Origin of the sequence: Cellulosimicrobium sp. AB352, from assembly GCF_049538415.1 — a bacterium.
GTDB classification, from domain to species: Bacteria; Actinomycetota; Actinomycetes; order Actinomycetales; family Cellulomonadaceae; genus Cellulosimicrobium; species Cellulosimicrobium funkei.
The window spans coordinates 238,620-255,485 of sequence record NZ_JBMVFX010000001.1 but is presented as its reverse complement, the minus strand read 5'-3'; the positions used below and the strand labels follow the sequence as shown (position 1 = coordinate 255,485).

General features: G+C 72.7%; 12 protein-coding genes. 3 read left to right on the top strand and 9 right to left on the bottom strand.

What is annotated here, in order from left to right:
• Nucleotides 1–6: 6 nt before the first annotated feature.
• From ACPCUX_RS01150 to uvrB, 3 genes are all read right to left on the bottom strand, one after another.
• On the bottom strand, nucleotides 7–1,140 hold the full coding sequence (locus tag ACPCUX_RS01150) for a TerC family protein (protein ID WP_423387997.1): 1,134 nt from the start codon (nucleotides 1,138–1,140) through the stop codon (nucleotides 7–9).
• Nucleotides 1,141–1,146: 6 nt separating this feature from the next.
• Entirely contained in the window at nucleotides 1,147–2,145 is a 999-nt protein-coding gene (locus ACPCUX_RS01145) for a TerC family protein (RefSeq protein ID WP_211933466.1), read from the bottom strand.
• A 279-nt stretch (nucleotides 2,146–2,424) separates the two neighbouring features.
• Nucleotides 2,425–4,533, bottom strand: coding sequence for an excinuclease ABC subunit UvrB (uvrB, locus tag ACPCUX_RS01140; RefSeq protein WP_031315536.1), 2,109 nt, complete (start codon nucleotides 4,531–4,533; stop codon nucleotides 2,425–2,427).
• 240 nt (nucleotides 4,534–4,773) lie between these two features.
• On the opposite strand from uvrB, the gene ACPCUX_RS01135 reads away from it, so the two are divergent.
• Nucleotides 4,774–6,126 (top strand): choice-of-anchor A family protein, encoded by a 1,353-nt coding sequence (locus tag ACPCUX_RS01135; protein WP_423387996.1) that lies wholly within the window; start codon nucleotides 4,774–4,776, stop codon nucleotides 6,124–6,126.
• Between the two features lie 51 nt (nucleotides 6,127–6,177).
• Here ACPCUX_RS01135 and ACPCUX_RS01130 read toward each other — a convergent pair whose 3' ends face one another.
• The 3 genes from ACPCUX_RS01130 to ACPCUX_RS01120 all read right to left on the bottom strand — a co-directional run bounded on the left by ACPCUX_RS01130 (nucleotide 6,178) and on the right by ACPCUX_RS01120 (nucleotide 8,036).
• The gene (locus ACPCUX_RS01130) at nucleotides 6,178–6,795 is read right to left on the bottom strand and encodes a pyroglutamyl-peptidase I (protein WP_415296051.1); all 618 of its coding nucleotides are present in this window, start codon (nucleotides 6,793–6,795) and stop codon (nucleotides 6,178–6,180) included.
• Nucleotides 6,792–7,433 carry a dephospho-CoA kinase gene (coaE, locus tag ACPCUX_RS01125; RefSeq protein ID WP_415296053.1) on the bottom strand — a complete coding sequence of 214 codons (642 nt, stop codon included), beginning with the start codon at nucleotides 7,431–7,433 and terminating at the stop codon, nucleotides 6,792–6,794. Before coaE ends, ACPCUX_RS01130 begins: the two co-directional genes overlap by 4 nt.
• A gap of 69 nt (nucleotides 7,434–7,502) precedes the next feature.
• A complete protein-coding gene (locus tag ACPCUX_RS01120; RefSeq protein ID WP_415296054.1) occupies nucleotides 7,503–8,036 on the bottom strand; it encodes a MarR family winged helix-turn-helix transcriptional regulator in 534 nt (177 codons plus the stop codon).
• Between the two features lie 154 nt (nucleotides 8,037–8,190).
• Here ACPCUX_RS01120 and ACPCUX_RS01115 point away from each other — a divergent pair, with 154 nt between their 5' ends.
• Nucleotides 8,191–10,158 (top strand): ABC transporter ATP-binding protein, encoded by a 1,968-nt coding sequence (locus ACPCUX_RS01115; RefSeq protein ID WP_423387995.1) that lies wholly within the window; start codon nucleotides 8,191–8,193, stop codon nucleotides 10,156–10,158.
• A gap of 199 nt (nucleotides 10,159–10,357) precedes the next feature.
• Here the strand turns inward: ACPCUX_RS01115 and rpsA are convergent, their stop codons facing one another.
• On the bottom strand, nucleotides 10,358–11,839 hold the full coding sequence (gene rpsA, locus ACPCUX_RS01110; RefSeq protein ID WP_021483115.1) for a 30S ribosomal protein S1: 1,482 nt from the start codon (nucleotides 11,837–11,839) through the stop codon (nucleotides 10,358–10,360).
• Nucleotides 11,840–12,056: 217 nt separating this feature from the next.
• A complete protein-coding gene (locus ACPCUX_RS01105; RefSeq protein ID WP_034651013.1) occupies nucleotides 12,057–13,082 on the bottom strand; it encodes a 6-phosphofructokinase in 1,026 nt (341 codons plus the stop codon).
• Between the two features lie 205 nt (nucleotides 13,083–13,287).
• Between ACPCUX_RS01105 and ACPCUX_RS01100 the strand changes: the two genes are divergently transcribed.
• Nucleotides 13,288–14,145 (top strand): class I SAM-dependent methyltransferase, encoded by an 858-nt coding sequence (locus ACPCUX_RS01100; RefSeq protein ID WP_206154095.1) that lies wholly within the window; start codon nucleotides 13,288–13,290, stop codon nucleotides 14,143–14,145.
• Nucleotides 14,146–14,155: 10 nt separating this feature from the next.
• Here ACPCUX_RS01100 and polA read toward each other — a convergent pair whose 3' ends face one another.
• Complete coding sequence (gene polA, locus ACPCUX_RS01095) at nucleotides 14,156–16,861, bottom strand: DNA polymerase I (RefSeq protein ID WP_423387994.1); 2,706 nt, start codon at nucleotides 16,859–16,861, stop codon at nucleotides 14,156–14,158.
• Nucleotides 16,862–16,866: the final 5 nt, after the last annotated feature.

Sequence of the window (16,866 nt, the reverse complement as noted above, 5' to 3'; positions counted from 1 at the left end):
CGGGCGCTAGCGCGCGGCGCCCCCACGAGGGACCCCGCCGCTCTGCGGCGGGGTCTCCCCCGCGGCGGGCGCCTCGTCGGTCACGGTCTCCGTGGCGTCCTCCGTGACGTCCTCCGTGGACGACGCCGCGGTCCCGGGCTCCTCGCCGTCCGCCGGCTCGCTCCGTGCGTGCAGCGCACGGGTGCGCAGCAGGCTCGCGACGGTCGTGACCGCGAGCGCCCCGACGATCACCACGAGCGAGAGCCAGATGGGGACCGTCGGCACCGCCTCGAGGTGCTCGCCGCCGTTGATGAACGGCAGCGTGTTCTCGTGCAGCGCCTCGAGGATGAGCTTGACGCCGATGAACCCGAGGATGACGGCCAGGCCGATCGGCAGGTAGACCAGCCGCTCGAGCAGACCGCCCAGCAGGAAGTAGAGCTGGCGCAGCCCCATGAGGGCGAAGACGTTCGTCGTGAAGACGATGAACGGGTCCTGCGTGAGCCCGAAGATGGCCGGGATGGAGTCGAACGCGAACAGCAGGTCGGTGCTGCCGATCGCGAGGAACACGACGACGAGCGGCGTGAACACCCGCTTGCCGTCCTCGACCGTGCGCAGCCGGCCGCCGTCGTACCGGGTGCCGAGCGGCAGGACCCGGCGCAGCGCCCGGACGGCGCGGTTCTCGTGGTACTCCTCGGGCTCGTCGCCGCCCGCCACGAGCTTGATCGCCGTGTACACGAGGAACGCGCCGAACAGGTAGAACACCCAGACGAACTGCGAGATGATCGCCGCGCCCGCCAGGATGAACCCTCCCCGCAGGACGAGCGCGACGATGATCCCGACCATGAGGACGCGCTGCTGCTGCTCCCGCGGGACCGCGAAGCGCGCCATGATGATGACGAACACGAACAGGTTGTCCACCGAGAGGCTGTACTCGGTGAGCCACCCGGCGTAGAACTCCCCGGCCGGTGCCGCGCCCCCCACCGCTCCGACGACCGCCCCGAAGACGAGCGCGAGCGCGACGTAGAACCCGACCCACAGCGCGCTCTCGCGCATGGACGGGACGTGCGGCCGGCGCCCGACGACGAACAGGTCGACGAGGAGCAGGACGGCGAGCGCCGACAGCGACGCCCACTCGAACCAGACGGGAAGTTCGTGAATCATCGGTGGCTAGCCCTCCGAGATCTCGGCCTCGCGTCGACGGTCGGCGCGGTCCTTGGCAAGGCTCGCGACCGTGGTGATCGTGAGCACGACGACGATGAACCCGAGGGACAGGGCGGTCGGGATCTCCGGGATGACGGTGATGTGCTCACCGCCGTTGATGAACGGCACCTCGTTCTTGTGCAGCGCGTGGATGAGCAGCTTCACGCCGATGAAGCCGAGGATCGCGGCGAGGCCGTAGGCGAGGTAGACGAGGCGGTCCAGCAGGCCGTCGATGAGGAAGTAGAGCTGGCGCAGGCCGAGCAGCGAGAACGCGTTGGCCGCGAACACGAGGTACGTCTCCTGCGTGAGGCCGAAGATCGCGGGGATCGAGTCGACGGCGAACAGCAGGTCGGCGCTGCCGATCGCGATCATGACGATGAGCATCGGGGTGATGAAGCGCTTCCCGTCGATCTTGGTCGTCATCTTGTCCTCGACGTACGTCTCCGTCGTCGGGAACAGGCGGCGGGTCAGCTTGAGCGCGCCGTTCTCGTGGAACTCCTCGTCGTGACCGGAGCCCGCCTTCACCTGCGTCCACGCGGTGTACAGCAGGAACGCGCCGAAGACGTAGAAAATCCAGCTGAAGTTCTCGATGAGCGCGGCGCCCAGGAGGATGAAGATCGTCCGCAGGATGAGCGCGATCGTGATGCCGATCAGCAGCACCTTCTGCTGGTACAGCCGCGGGACGCGGAAGCTCGTCATGATGAGCACGAAGACGAAGAGGTTGTCGACCGACAGGCTCTTCTCGGTGATGTAGCCGGCGAAGTACTCGCCGCCGTACGTCGAGCCCCAGACGGCCCAGACGATGCCGCCGAACAGCACCGCGACGGCGACGTAGCCCGCGGACCACCAGCTGGCCTCGCGCAGGCTCGGGGCGTGCGGCGTGCGCACGTGGCCGACGTAGTCGACGGCGAGCATCGCGAGGATCACGCCGATGGTGACGAGCCAGGCCCAGACGGGGACGTCCATGCAGAAACCTCCGGTACGTAGCACTGAGTACCGAAGGTCTCTTCCGCCACGCACCGCCATGCGCGCGCGTCCGAGACGCGGGCTGGTGGTTGCGGGACCGGTGACACCGGGCCGACGACTGCGCCGACCGTGATGACGACATCACCGCGGAGGAATACTCCCCTTCAACGAGGAGCCAGCATAGGCCATCGCTCCTGCTCGTGTGACAACACCACGCCACCGTGGACTGTTCCGCGGGCGCGCCCGCGGCGACCCCCGGCCGGTCCCCCCCAGGACCGGTCAGGCCGTCGCGGCGTGCATCTGGCGCAGCTCCTTCTTGAGCCCCGAGATCTCGTCGCGCAGCCGGGCTGCGAGCTCGAACTGGAGCTCGCCCGCGGCCGCGTGCATCTGGTCGCTCAGCTCCTGGATGAGCTCCGCGAGGTCGCTCGCCGCGGCGCCCGCGAGCCGGTTGCCCGACGATGCGCCCTCCTTCGGCCCGCCCGGCACCGGGGCCTTGCCCTTCGCGCCCTTGCCCGGCTGGCGGTAGCCACCGGCCAGGAGCTCGGCGGTGTCCACGTCCTCGCGCGCGAGCATGTCGGTCACGTCGGAGATGCGCTTGCGCAGCGGCGTCGGGTCGACGCCGTGCTCGGTGTTGTACGCGATCTGCTTCTCGCGGCGACGCTCGGTCTCCTCGATCGCCGCGGCCATCGCCGGCGTGATCCGGTCCGCGTACATGTGCACCTGGCCGGACACGTTGCGGGCCGCGCGGCCGATCGTCTGGATGAGCGACTTGGGCGAGCGCAGGAAGCCCTCCTTGTCGGCGTCGAGGATCGCGACGAGCGAGACCTCGGGCAGGTCGAGGCCCTCGCGCAGCAGGTTGATGCCGACGAGGACGTCGTACTCGCCGAGGCGCAGCTCGCGCAGCAGCTCGACGCGGCGCAGCGTGTCGACCTCGGAGTGGAGGTAGCGGACCCGCACGTCCTTCTCGAGCAGGTAGTCCGTGAGGTCCTCGGCCATCTTCTTGGTGAGCGTCGTGACCAGCACGCGCTCGTCGCGGTCGACCCGCTCGCGGATCTCGTGCAGGAGGTCGTCGATCTGGCCGGTGGTCGGCTTGACGATCACCTCGGGGTCCACGAGGCCCGTGGGGCGGATGATCTGCTCGACGACGCCGTCCGCCATCGAGAGCTCGTAGTCGCCCGGCGTGGCCGACAGGTACACGGTCTGGCCGATGCGCTCGACGAACTCCTCCCACCTCAGCGGGCGGTTGTCCATCGCGCTCGGCAGGCGGAACCCGTGGTCCACCAGGCTGCGCTTGCGCGACATGTCGCCCTCGAACATCGCGCCGATCTGCGGCACGGTCACGTGCGACTCGTCGATGACGAGGAGGAAGTCCTCCGGGAAGTAGTCGAGCAGGGTGTTCGGGGGCGACCCCGCCTCGCGGCCGTCGATGTGCCGGGAGTAGTTCTCGATCCCGGAGCAGGTGCCGATCTGGCGCATCATCTCGATGTCGTAGGTGGTGCGCATGCGCAGGCGCTGCGCCTCGAGCAGCTTGTTCTGCCGCTCGAGCTCGTCGAGCCGCTCCGTGAGCTCGGCCTCGATCGAGGAGATCGCGCGCTCCATGCGCTCCGGCCCGGCGACGTAGTGCGTCGCGGGGAACACGTGGATGCTCGGCTCGGAGCGGATGACCTCGCCCGTGAGGGGGTGCAGCGTCTGGATGCTCTCGATCTCGTCGCCGAAGAACTCGATGCGGACCGCGAGCTCCTCGTAGACCGGGATGATCTCGACCGTGTCGCCGCGCACGCGGAACGTGCCACGCGTGAACGCCATGTCGTTGCGCGTGTACTGCATCGTGACGAACTGCCGCAGCAGGTCGTCGCGCTCCACCTGCATCCCGACGTCGAGGCGCACCATCCGGTCGACGTACTCCTGCGGGGTGCCCAGGCCGTAGATGCACGACACGGACGCCACGACGACGACGTCCCGGCGCGTGAGCAGCGAGCTCGTCGCGGAGTGGCGCAGCCGCTCCACCTCGTCGTTGATGGACGAGTCCTTCTCGATGTAGGTGTCCGTCTGCGCGATGTACGCCTCGGGCTGGTAGTAGTCGTAGTACGAGACGAAGTACTCGACCGCGTTGTTCGGCAGCAGCTCGCGGAACTCCGTGGCGAGCTGCGCGGCGAGCGTCTTGTTGGGGGCCATGACGAGGGTCGGGCGCTGCAGCTCCTCGATCAGCCAGGCCGTCGTGGCGGACTTCCCCGTCCCGGTGGCACCGAGCAGCACGACGTCCTTCTCGCCCGCGCGGACGCGCTGCGAGAGGTCCGCGATGGCCGTGGGCTGGTCGCCCGACGGCTGGTACTCGGAGATGACCTCGAACGGAGCGGTGGCGCGCTGGAGATCGGTCACGGGACGCATGTGTCCACCGTACGTCCAGCCACCCACATCGTTCGCGGGAGCGCCTCGACGGCCGCGCACCCCATACACCCGACTTCACCCGCGCGCAATTTGGAAGGCGTGGTGCCGAACCCCTAGGGTTCCCTCGACCTGCCCGCTCCCCGACGCCCGTGGAGCTCCGGCGACCGGCCGGCCACGGGCGTGGAGGCCCGCGCGCAGCTCTCGTCAGCACGGCCAACGACCCCTCGACCTGGAGCCCTCATGCGCCTGCACCCCGCGCGCCCCCGCGGAATCCCCCTGATCGCCCTCACCACCCTGGCCCTGACGGCCGGCCTCGTCGCGCCCGCGAGCGCGACGCCCGCCGTCGGCGCCGACGACGTCTGCTCCGCGGACGCCACGACCCGCCCCGTCGGCGTCTACGAGCTCACCGCGGTGGAGGACGCGGGCGTCGGCATCTGGGCGGGCGGCGGGCTCACCGTCGCGACCGCGACGGAGCTCGAGGGCCGCGTCGTGGTCGGCGGGGACGCCGACCTCGCGGGGGCCGGCTCCCTCAACATCGGGACCGCGGGCGGCGGCGGGTCAGCGATCACCCCCGCGGGCGGGACGGACATGCTCGTCGTCGGCGGCGACCTCGCCACCGCGCGGAACACGCAGGTCGGGTTCCACGCGTCGCGCGGCGGCAACGTCGTCGTCGGGGGCACGATCACGGGTTCGGCGCCGAGCACCGAGAGCGCGAACGCGCTCGGCACGCACGGGTCCGTGCGCCAGGGCGTCGGCCGGGACGCGGCGCTCGCGCCCTACGACGAGCTCCCCGCGCTCGTCGCCGGCATCGCCGCCGACGCGACCGACGACGCCGAGCAGGTCGCCCCGGAGAACGGCGTCCTGACCGTCGAGGCGGGCGCGCGGTACGCGCTCACGGCGGAGGGAGCCGCGTCGCTCCGCGAGCTGCACGTCACGGGCACCGGCCCGGTGCTGCTCAGCGTCAGCGGGTCCACGGTGCGCATCCCGTCCCTTCAGTACGTCGCGTACGACGGAGTGCGCCTCTACCAGGCGACGCAGTACCTGTCGTCCCACTTCCTCTGGGCGTTCCCGGACGCGACGCAGGTCGCGATCGGCACGAACGACCAGTTCCCCGGCACGATCGTCGTCCCGCGCGCCGACGCGACGCTCACGGTGTCCACGTCGACGAACGGGCGCGTCCTCGCGAACGGCGCGGTCGCGTACACCGGCGGGGCCGGTATCGAGCACCACAACTACCCGTTCGCGGGCCCGTGCGAGCCGGTCCCGGTCGTCGCGGAGCCGGAGCCGGAGCCGACTCCCGAGAACCCGACCCCGGGCGGCACGGAGACGACGACGCCCCCGACGACCACCGAGACCCCCGACGCCGAGGTGCCGGGCGAGCCCGCCGCGGAGAGCACGCCAGCTCCGGAGGCGACGCCCGTGGCGAGCACGGACCCGACGCCGTCGGCGGCCCCCAGCAGCAAGTCCACGCCGGAGGGCGGGCTGGCCTCGACCGGTTCCTCGGTCGTCGTGCTCGCCGTGGTGGCGGCGCTCCTGCTCGCCGGGGGCGCGACGCTGCTCGTGGTCGTCGCCCGTCGCCGCGCGGCGAGCTGACGGTCTGCGGCGCCGGGGCCGGCGGGGCGACCTGCCGGCCCCCGGCGCCGCTCAGCTCTCGGTGCCCGCGGCGACCCGCGGCTCGGGGGCGCCGAGGAGCGCCTGCCGCACGACGGCCGCGACGGCGGTCACCTGGTCCTCGACGGGCACCGCGCCGGCGTCGGGCACGTGTACGAAGCCCGCGCGGCGGCCCGGCACGGAGCCCCAGTGGTGCATGAGGGCGTAGAACACGTCGTTGCACACGTACGTGCCGGCCGTCCCGGACACCTCTACGGGGACACCGGCCTCCCGGACGGCGACGAGCGACGCCTTGAGCGGGAGCGTGGACCAGTGGCCGACGGGCGCCCCCGGCACGACGGGCACGTCGACCGGCTGCGCCCCGGCGTTGTCGGGGATCCGGGCGTCGCGCACGTTGACGGCCACGCGCTCGAGGCGCACGCGCCCGGCGCCGCCCGCGAGCCCCAGCGCCACGACAACCGCCGGGTCGTGCTCCCGGACGACGGCGTCGAGCGCGGGCCACGCCCCGGCGAACGTCACGGGGAGCCGGACGGCGACCACGCGGTCCCCCACGAGCTCCTCGCCGCGCTCCGCGAGGAGCTGGGCGGTCTCCCACGAGGGGTTCGTCGCGTCGCCGCCGAAGGGCTCGAAGCCGCTCACCACGACCGTCACGCCTCGCGCTCCTCGAGCTCCGCGAGCGCCTCCGCGTCGACCTCCGCGCGCACGCGCGCCCAGAGCGCGTCGACCTGCGCGCGCAGCGCGTCGGGGTCGCCCGATCCGTCGAGGGTGACGTCCGCGGCCGCGAGGCGCGCCGCGTCGTCGGCCTGGGCGGCGAGCCGCGCGCGCGCCTCCTCCTCGCTCAGCCCCCGCGACGTCACGAGGCGGTCCACCCGGACGTCCTCGGGCGTGTGCACGACCACGACGCAGTGGAACCGCGCCGGGTCGCCCGTCTCGACGAGGAGCGGGATGTCGTGCACGACGACGGCTCGCGGGTCGGCCGCACCGGCCGCGGCCTCGCGCTCGGCGGCGAGCCGACGGACCTCGGGGTGGACGATCGCGTTGAGCCGCTCGCGCGCGGCGTCGTCCCCGAACACCACGCGCCCGAGCGCGGGCCGGTCGAGCGCGCCGTCCTCACCGAGGACCTCGGGCCCGAAGGCCTCGACGACCTCGTCGAGCCCGACGGTGCCGGGCGCGACGGCGTCGCGCGCGAGGGCGTCGTAGTCGACGACCACCGCGCCCAGCTCGGCGAAGCGGGCGAGCGCGACGGACTTCCCCGCCGCTATTCCTCCGGTCAGGCCGATGCGAAACATGCGTCCCATCCTGCCAGCCGGCGCACCGCCCCGCGTCGGGGCGCGGGGCGCCCCTCGACCAGCCGGCGCTCAGCGGGAGGAGATCGCCCCCGGGGAGCCCTCGGCCGCTTCGCCGTCGTCGGGCCGCTCGCCCGCGACCGCGCGCAGCAGCCGGAGCAGCTCGGCGCGCTCGTGCGCGTCCAGGCGGGCCAGCAGGGTGCCCGCGCTCGACGACCTCTCCGCCCCGACCTGCTCGACGACCTCGCGCCCGCGCGGCGTCAGCTCGACGAGCGTGGCGCGGCGGTCCTGCGGGTCGGGAGTGCGGCGCACGAGACCGGCGTGCTCGGCGTCGTCGACCTTCGAGGTGACCGAGCGCGGCGCGACGTCGAGCGCCGACGCCACCGCGCCGAGCCGGCACGGGCCGTCGCAGCGGGAGAGGAAGCGCAGCATCCGGAACTGGCCAGGCGTCGTGCCCGCGGGCTCGAGCCGCTCGCTCGCCTCGCGGCGCACGCTGCGCAACGCGGCGTGCAGGAGCGCGAGGAACTCCCCCGCCTCGTCGGTGGAGGTGGCTCGGCCGCCCGGGGGTGCGCCCGGCGTGGCAGGCTGGCTCGCGTCGGTCGTCACGAGGCCGAGCGTACCGGGCCCGGGCCCACTTGTGGTATCGGCTCATTGTGAGTTAGACTCACTATCGTTGTCGCGCGAGCGATCCTCGGACCGCGCCCGCCGGACGGCCACCGCCGCCGCGGACGACGCGCCCCTCCCCCACCCAGGAGGCCCCATGTCCTTCCCCTCATCCCTCCCCGGCGCCGGCGGCGGGCGCGGCATGCGCTCCTTCCGCCAGGACGCCTCCGTCACCTCCCGCCGGCTGCACCGCGGCACGATCCGCCGGGTCCTCACGTTCGCCCGGCCCTACCGGCGCCAGCTCGCCGCGTTCCTCGTGCTCATCTCCGTCGACGCCGCCGCCGGTGCCGTCACCCCGCTCCTCTTCCAGCGCATCATCGACGACGGCATCACCGCCGGCGACGTCGGCCTCGTCGTCGCGCTCTCGGCGGTCGCCGCCGGCCTCGCCGTGCTCTCCGGCGCGCTCGGCGTCGCGCAGCGCTGGTTCTCCTCCCGCATCGGCGAGGGGCTCATCGTCGACCTGCGCACCGCCGTCTTCGACCACGTCCAGCGCATGCCGCTCGCCTTCTTCAGCCGGACGCGCACCGGTGCGCTCGTCCAGCGCCTCAACGGCGACGTCCTCGGCGCCCAGCAGGCGTTCACGTCGACCCTGTCGAACGTGTTCTCCAACCTGCTCACCGTCGTGTTCGTGCTCGCCGCGATGCTCTCGATGTCGTGGCAGCTCACGCTCCTCGCGCTCACCCTCCTGCCCGCGTTCGTCCTGCCCGCCCGCTGGGTCGGCAAGCGCCTCGCCGCGATCACGCGGGAGAGCTACGAGCTCAACGCCGAGGCGGCGCAGACGATGAACGAGCGCTTCAACGTGGCGGGCGCCCACCTCGTCAAGGTGTTCGGCGACCCGGACCGCGAGTCGTCGCGGTTCGCCGCCCAGGCGCGCCGCGTCCGCGACATCGGGGTCCGCCAGGCCATGTACGGGACCGTGTTCCGCGTCGGGCTCACGGTCGTCGCGTCCGTCGCCGTCGCGATCGTCTACGGACTCGGTGGCGTCATGGCCATCTCGGGCTCGCTGACCGTCGGCACGGTCGTCGCGCTCACCGCCTACCTGGGCCGTCTCTACGGCCCGCTGACGGCGATGTCGAACGTCCAGGTCGACGTCATGACGGCCCTCGTCAGCTTCGAGCGCGTGCTCGAGGTGCTCGACCTCGAGCCCACCGTCACGGACGCCCCCGACGCCGACGACCTCGCCGCGGACGTCGCGCGCGAGGGCGCGAGCCTCGAGCTCGACGGCGTGACCTTCCGCTACCCGAGCGCGGCCGAGGTCTCCCTCGCCTCGCTCGAGTCCGTGGCGGTCGAGGGCACCGACCCGACCACCGACACGCTCCACGACGTCTCGTTCTCCGTGCCCGCGGGCGCGATGGTCGCGCTCGTCGGGTCGTCCGGCGCGGGCAAGACCACCGTGTCGCAGCTCGTGACGCGCATGTACGACCCGAGCGCCGGCCACGTCCGGATCGCCGGTCGCGACCTGCGCGACGTCACGCAGGAGAGCCTGCACGACGCCGTCGGCGTGGTCACGCAGGAGGCGCACCTGTTCCACGACTCGATCGCGGAGAACCTGCGGTACGCCAAGCCCGACGCGACCGACGCCGAGCTCGAGTCCGCGCTGCGGCGCGCGCACGTGTGGGACGTCGTCGCCGCCCTGCCGTCCGGCATGGACACCGTCGTGGGCGACCGCGGCTACCGGATGTCCGGCGGCGAGCGGCAGCGCCTCGCGATCGCCCGGGTGTTCCTCAAGGCCCCCCAGCTCGTCGTCCTCGACGAGGCGACGGCGCACCTCGACTCGGACTCCGAGGCGGCGGTCCAGGCCGCGCTCGCCGAGGCGCTGCGCGGGCGGACCTCGCTCGTCATCGCGCACCGCCTCTCCACCGTCCGCGAGGCCGACCTCATCGTCGTGCTCGACGCCGGCCGGGTCGTCGAGACGGGCACGCACACCGAGCTCCTGGCTCGTGGCGGGCGCTACGCCACGCTCTACCGGACGCAGTTCGCCGACTCGCCCGCGCCGTCGGGCACCGACCCGGCCACCGTCCCGGCCGCTGCCACGGCCCCCGAGCCCGCGCCCGCGACCGCCTGACGTCCGACCGCCGAGCAGGCGGTCCCGGGGCGTCGACCAGGTGGTCCTGGCTCGTCCGGGGCCGTTGACGGACCAGGACCACCTGGTCGGCGCCGTGAGTGCCCGGGCACGTGCCGGACATGGCGAAGGCCCGCCACCCCGAGGGGTGGCGGGCCTTCGTCTGCTCAGCGTGGCGTCCCGCGCGGGGCCGCCGGCCGGGTCAGTTGCCCGTGAGCTTCTCGCGGAGCGCGGCGAGCGCCTCGTCCGACGCGAGCGTGCCCGTCGCCTCGGCGGCCGGGGCCGACGAGTAGGACGTGCTGGAGGACGACGAGCTCGAGGAGCTCGTGGTCTCGCCCGACGCGGCGTCGTAGTCGGCCTTGACGGCCTCGGCGACCTGCTTGCGGTGCGCCTCCCAGCGCTCGTGCGCCTTGGCGTACTCCGCCTCCCACGCCTCGCGCTGCGCCTCGAAGCCCTCGAGCCACTCGTTGGTCTCCGGGTCGAAGCCCTCGGGGTACTTGTAGTTCCCCTGCTCGTCGTACTCGGCGGCCATGCCGTAGAGCGCGGGGTCGAAGTCGTCCGACTCCGGGTCCACGCCCTCGTTGGCCTGCTTGAGCGACAGCGAGATGCGGCGGCGCTCGAGGTCGATGTCGATGACCTTGACGAAGACCTCGTCACCGACGTTGACGACCTGCTCCGGCAGCTCGACGTGGCGCACGGCCAGCTCCGAGATGTGCACGAGGCCCTCGATGCCGTCCTCGACGCGCACGAACGCACCGAACGGGACGAGCTTGGTGACCTTGCCCGGGACGACCTGACCGATCGCGTGGGTCCGGGCGAACGTCTGCCACGGGTCCTCCTGCGTCGCCTTCAGCGACAGCGAGACGCGCTCGCGGTCGAAGTCGACGTCCAGGACCTCGACCGTGACCTCCTGGCCGACCTCGACGACCTCGGACGGGTGGTCGATGTGCTTCCAGGACAGCTCGGAGACGTGCACGAGGCCGTCGACGCCGCCGAGGTCCACGAACGCACCGAAGTTGACGATCGAGGAGACGACACCGGGGCGCACCTGGCCCTTCTGCAGGGTCTGCAGGAAGGTGGAGCGGACCTCGGACTGCGTCTGCTCGAGCCAGGCACGGCGCGAGAGGACGACGTTGTTGCGGTTCTTGTCGAGCTCGATGATCTTCGCCTCGATCTCCTTGCCGACGTACGGCTGGAGGTCGCGGACGCGACGCATCTCCACCAGGGAGGCCGGGAGGAAGCCACGGAGGCCGATGTCGAGGATGAGACCACCCTTGACGACCTCGATGACGGTGCCGGTGACGACGCCGTCCTCCTCCTTGATCTTCTCGATCGTGCCCCAGGCGCGCTCGTACTGGGCGCGCTTCTTGGACAGGATCAGACGGCCTTCCTTGTCCTCCTTCTGGAGGACGAGGGCCTCGACCGCGTCGCCGACGTTGACGACCTCACCGGGGTCCACGTCGTGCTTGATGGACAGCTCGCGGGAGGGGATGACGCCCTCGGTCTTGTAGCCGATGTCGAGGAGGACCTCGTCGCGGTCCACCTTGACGATCGTGCCTTCGACGATGTCGCCGTCGTTGAAGTACTTGATGGTCGCGTCAACGGCGGCGAGGAAGTCCTCCTCGGTGCCGATGTCGTTGACGGCAACCTGGGGTGCGGACTTCGCGGGGGTAGAGATGGTCATTGAGTTCGATGCTCCGATGCGGACAGGTGTAGTCGAGCGGGTAGGGTTTTCGGCGCGTCTCCCGCCGACGCCCCCGGGCGCTCCGGCGTCGTGGTCGACGTCGTGGCTCGGGATGAAGGCAGGCGCAGCGCACCGCCGTCCACCTTATCCGGGTGTCACCCCGGCGGTCAACGCGTCTCGCGCGCCCCGCCGGGGCGTCCCGACTACCGGATCCGCGTCACGCGAGCACGCGGGCGACCCGCAGCAGCTCCTCCGGGACCCGCTTCGGCCGGCCCGCGACCTCCGCGAGCGGCACGAGCTCGACCCGCTCGCCCCGCAGCGCCGTCATGACGCCCGACGTCCCCGCGCTCACGGCGTCCACGGCCGCGACCCCGAAGCGGCTGCCGAGGATCCGGTCGGTCGGCGTGGGCTCGCCCCCGCGCTGCACGTGCCCGAGCACCGTGAGCCGGGTGTCGAACCCGGTGCGCTCCGCGATCTCGGCGCTCACGCGCTCCCCGATCGAGCCGGCGACGATCTCGCCGAACCGACCGAGCTGCTGCGTGAACTCCATCGACGACCCCTCGCGCGGCACGGCGCCCTCGGCCACGACGACGATCGAGAAGTTCGCGTGCGCGCGGTGCCGGTGGCGGAGGAACTTCACGACCTGGTCGATGTCGAACGGCTGCTCCGGCGCGAGCACGACCTCGGCGCCACCGGCGATGCCCGCGTTGACCGCGATCCAGCCGGCGTGGCGGCCCATGACCTCGACCACCATGACGCGGTTGTGGCTCTCCGCCGTCGTGTGCACGCGGTCGAGCGCCTCCGTCGCGATGTTCACGGCGGTGTGGAACCCGATCGACAGGTCCGTCCCCTCGACGTCGTTGTCGATCGTCTTGGGGATGGCGACGATCTTCACGCCCGCCTCCGCGACACGGCTCGCCGCGTGCAGCGTGCCGTCGCCGCCGATGCAGATCAGCGCGTCGAGGTGCTCGGCCTCGACCGTCGCGAGCACGGCGTCCATGCTGCCGTCCTCCTCGCGCGGGTGGAACCGCGCCGTGCCGAGCAGCGTGCCGCCCACGGGCAGGACGTTCCGGATGTCCTGGCGGCCGAGCGGGTGGACGTCGCCGTCGACGACGCCGCGCCAGCCGTTGCGGAAGCCGATGATGGTGTGCCCGTACTCCCCCGTCCCCTGCTTGACCACGGCCCGGATCGCCGCGTTCAGCCCGGGGCAGTCGCCCCCGCCGGTGAGAAGTCCGATGCGCACCTGTTCCTCCGTCTCGTCGTCGCGTCGCGCGGCCTCGCGCGCATGCCGGGCGTCGACGGAGGTGCCGACCTCCGCGGCACCGCGTCGCCCTCAACCCTAGCCACCCCCGCGCGACGGGTCACCGCCCGTCCCGGTCCGCGGGCACGCCGACGACCAAGGTCCCGACCGGACGGGCCGTGCGGCGGGGACCGGGAGAATGGGAGGCATGAGTGCGCCCTCCTCGCCCGAGCCGCCCGTCGTCGCGCCCTCCGGCGCGGCCCCCGGTCCGACCGCCGACGCCGGCTACCGCGACGTGCCCGCGACCGAGGGCGGCCGCGCCGGCCGCGGGTGGTGGGACGTCAACGCGCAGGAGTACCTCCACGAGCACGGGACCTTCCTCGGCGCGGCGGACTTCTGCTGGTGCCCGGAGGGCCTGCGCGAGCGGGACGCGCGTCTGCTCGGCGACGTCGCGGGACGCCGGGTGCTCGAGGTCGGCGCGGGCGCGGCACAGTGCTCGCGCTGGCTCGTGACGCAGGGAGCGGAGGTCGTCGCGACGGACGTGTCCGGCGGCATGCTCGCCGCGGGGGCGGCGCTGGACCGGGCGACGGGCGTGCGCGTCCCGGCCGTCCAGGCCGACGCGCGCCGGCTCCCGTTCGCCGACGCCACGTTCGACGTCGCGTTCACCTCGTTCGGCGCGATCCCGTTCGTGCCCGACGCGGCGGCCGTCCACCGCGAGGTCGCACGCGTGCTGCGGCCCGGCGGCACGTGGACGTTCTCGGTGACGCACCCGACGCGGTGGGCGTTCCCCGACGACCCGAGCGAGCGCGGGCTGACCGCGAACCGGTCCTACTTCGACCGCCGGCCCTACGTCGAGACCGACGCCGCCGGCCGTGTCGTCTACGCCGAGTACCACCGCACCCTGGGCGACCACGTGCGCGAGGTGGTCGCCGCCGGGCTGGAGCTGCGCGACGTCGTCGAGCCCGAGTGGCCCGCCGACAACACCGAGGTGTGGGGCGGCTGGGGACCGGTGCGCGGCGCCTACCTGCCCGGGACGGCGATCTTCCGCACGCGCCTCCCGGGCTGACGCGCCCGGGTCAGTGACCCGCCTCGTGCCACGTGGCACCGACTCCGACCGAGACGTCGAGCGGCACGTCAAGGTCCGCCGCCGCGCCCATCTGCGTGCGCAGCACCTCCTCGACCGCGTCGCGCTCGCCGGGGGCGACCTCGACCACGAGCTCGTCGTGCACCTGGAGGAGCAGCCGTGAGCGCAGCCCGCGCTCGTCGAGCGCCCGCTGCACGTTGAGCATCGCGACCTTGATGATGTCGGCCGCGCTGCCCTGGATCGGCGCGTTGAGGGCCATGCGCTCCGCCATCTGGCGGCGCTGCCGGTTGTCGCTCGTGAGGTCGGGCAGGTACCGGCGGCGCCCGAGGATGGTGGCCGTGTAGCCCGTGGCCCGCGCCTCGTCGACGACGCCCGTGAGGTAGTCGCGCACGCCGCCGAAGCGCTCGAAGTAGTCGTCCATGAGCTTCTGGGCCTCGCCCACCTCGATGGTGAGCTGCTGCGAGAGCCCGAACGCCGACAGCCCGTACGCGAGGCCGTACGACATCGCCTTGATCTTCGAGCGCATCGCGGGCGTGACCTCGGCTGCCGGGACCTCGAACACGCGCGACCCGACGTAGGAGTGCAGGTCCTCCCCGGACCGGAACGCCTCGATGAGACCCTCGTCGCCCGAGAGGTGCGCCATGATGCGCATCTCGATCTGGCTGTAGTCGGCCGTCATGAGCGTCTCGTAGCCCTCGCCGACGACGAACGCGCGCCGGATGCGCCGGCCCGCCTCGGTGCGGATCGGGATGTTCTGGAGGTTCGGGTCGGTCGAGCTGAGCCGGCCCGTCGCCGCGATCGTCTGCTGGAACGTCGTGTGGATACGGCCGTCGTCGGCGACGGACTTCAGCAGCCCCTCGACCGTCTGGCGCAGCCGCGACGCGTCGCGGTGGGCGAGCAGGTGCTCGAGGAACGGGTGCTGCGTCTTGACGAAGAGGTCCGCGAGCGCCGACGCGTCGGTCGTGTAGCCCGTCTTGATCTTCTTCGTCTTGGGCATCCCGAGCTGGTCGAACAGCACCTCCTGGAGCTGCTTGGGGGAGCCCAGGTTCACCTCGCGCCCGATGACGGCGTACGCCTCCGACGCGGCGGTCGCGACGAGGTCGCCGAAGTGCTGCTCGAGCTCGCGCAGGTACGTGACGTCCGCCGCGATGCCGCGCTGCTCCATGCGCGCGAGCACCTGGGACAGCGGCAGCTCGAGGTCGGCGAGGAGCGTCGTGGCCCCCCGGTCCTCGAGCTCGCCCGCGAGGACCTCGCCGAGCTGGGCGACGGCGAGCGCACGGACCGCGTCGCGCTCCTGCTCGCCGCTGCCGTCGAACGAGAGGTCGAGCGCGCCCTGCGCGTCGTTGACCGCCTCCGTGTCCGCGCGGAGCTCGCGGTGCAGGTGCCGCACGACGAGGTCGCCCAGGTCGTAGCCCCGCTGGTCGGGGTGGCACAGGTACGCGGCGAGCTCGGTGTCGAACGTGACGCCCGCGAGGTCGTAGCCGCGCGCCGCGAGCTCGTGCCAGGCCGACTTCGCGCCGTGCACGACCTTGGGCCGCTCCGGGTCGGCGAGCCACGCGGCGAGCGCCTCGTCGTCGGCGCCCGCGACGTCGGCGAGCTCGAGCGCGACGGCCGCCCCGGCGTCGTCGGACACCGCGAGGCCCCACGCGTCCCCGCCGCCCGGCACGACCTTGCCGGCCACCTCGACGCCCAGCGGGCGCGTGCCGTGCTCGGCCAGCCAGGCGCCCAGGCCGCCCGGCAGGACGTCGGCGAGCGCGACGTCGAACCCCGCCTCGGCCTCGACCTCGCCCTCGGGGGCGATCGCGAAGAGCCGGTCGCGCAGGGCGCGGAACTCCAGGGCGTCGAGGACGCGGTGGGCGGCCTCGCGGTCCCAGGGACGGGTCGCGAGGTCGTCGGGGCCGACGGGCAGCTCGAGGTCGCGCAGGAGCGCGTTGAGCTGCCGGTTGAGGCGGACCTGGTCGAGGTGCGCCCGCAGGTTCTCCCCCGCCTTGCCCTTGATCTCGTCCGCGTGGTCCAGCAGGCCGTCGAGGTCGCCGTACGCCGTGATCCACTTGGCGGCCGTCTTGGGGCCGACGCCGGGGATGCCCGGCAGGTTGTCGGACGTCTCGCCGACGAGGGCGGCGAGGTCCGGGTAGCGCTCGGGCGGCACGCCGTACTTCTCGACGACGGCGGCGCTGTCCATGCGCGCGAGCTCCGAGACGCCCTTCTTCGGGTAGAGCACCGTGACGTCCGGGCCGACGAGCTGGAACGAGTCCCGGTCCCCCGAGCAGACGAGCACCTCCATCCCGGCGGCGGCGCCCTGCGTCGCGAGGGTCGCGAAGATGTCGTCGGCCTCGTAGCCCTCGCGCTCGAGCGTGGGGATGTGCAGCGTCTCCAGGATCTCCTTGATGAGCGGCACCTGGCCCCGGAAGGGCTCGGGCGTGGACTCCCGCGTGCCCTTGTAGCTGGGCAGGATCTCGGTGCGGAAGGACTGCCGCCCGGCGTCGAACGCGACGGCGACGTGCGTGGGCTCCTCGTCCCGCAGGAGGTTGATGAGCATCGAGGTGAACCCGTAGACCGCGTTCGTGTGCTGCCCCGTGGTCGTCGAGAAGTTCTCCGCCGGGAGCGCGAAGAACGCGCGGTAGGCCATGGAGTGTCCGTCGATGAGCAGGAGGCGAGGTCGCGCGGAGGTCGTCACGGGTGCCAACCTATCGCCCATGACCC

Bases quoted from the DNA above. Each gene is read 5' to 3' on its own strand.
- polA (WP_423387994.1), bottom strand. From the start codon at position 16,861: ATGGGCGATAGGTTGGCACCCGTGACGACCTCCGCGCGACCTCGCCTC.
- ACPCUX_RS01100 (WP_206154095.1), top strand. From the start codon at position 13,288: ATGAGTGCGCCCTCCTCGCCCGAGCCGCCCGTCGTCGCGCCCTCCGGC.
- ACPCUX_RS01135 (WP_423387996.1), top strand. From the start codon at position 4,774: ATGCGCCTGCACCCCGCGCGCCCCCGCGGAATCCCCCTGATCGCCCTC.
- ACPCUX_RS01145 (WP_211933466.1), bottom strand. From the start codon at position 2,145: ATGGACGTCCCCGTCTGGGCCTGGCTCGTCACCATCGGCGTGATCCTC.
- ACPCUX_RS01150 (WP_423387997.1), bottom strand. From the start codon at position 1,140: ATGATTCACGAACTTCCCGTCTGGTTCGAGTGGGCGTCGCTGTCGGCG.
- coaE (WP_415296053.1), bottom strand. From the start codon at position 7,433: ATGTTTCGCATCGGCCTGACCGGAGGAATAGCGGCGGGGAAGTCCGTC.
- rpsA (WP_021483115.1), bottom strand. From the start codon at position 11,839: ATGACCATCTCTACCCCCGCGAAGTCCGCACCCCAGGTTGCCGTCAAC.
- ACPCUX_RS01115 (WP_423387995.1), top strand. From the start codon at position 8,191: ATGTCCTTCCCCTCATCCCTCCCCGGCGCCGGCGGCGGGCGCGGCATG.
- uvrB (WP_031315536.1), bottom strand. From the start codon at position 4,533: ATGCGTCCCGTGACCGATCTCCAGCGCGCCACCGCTCCGTTCGAGGTC.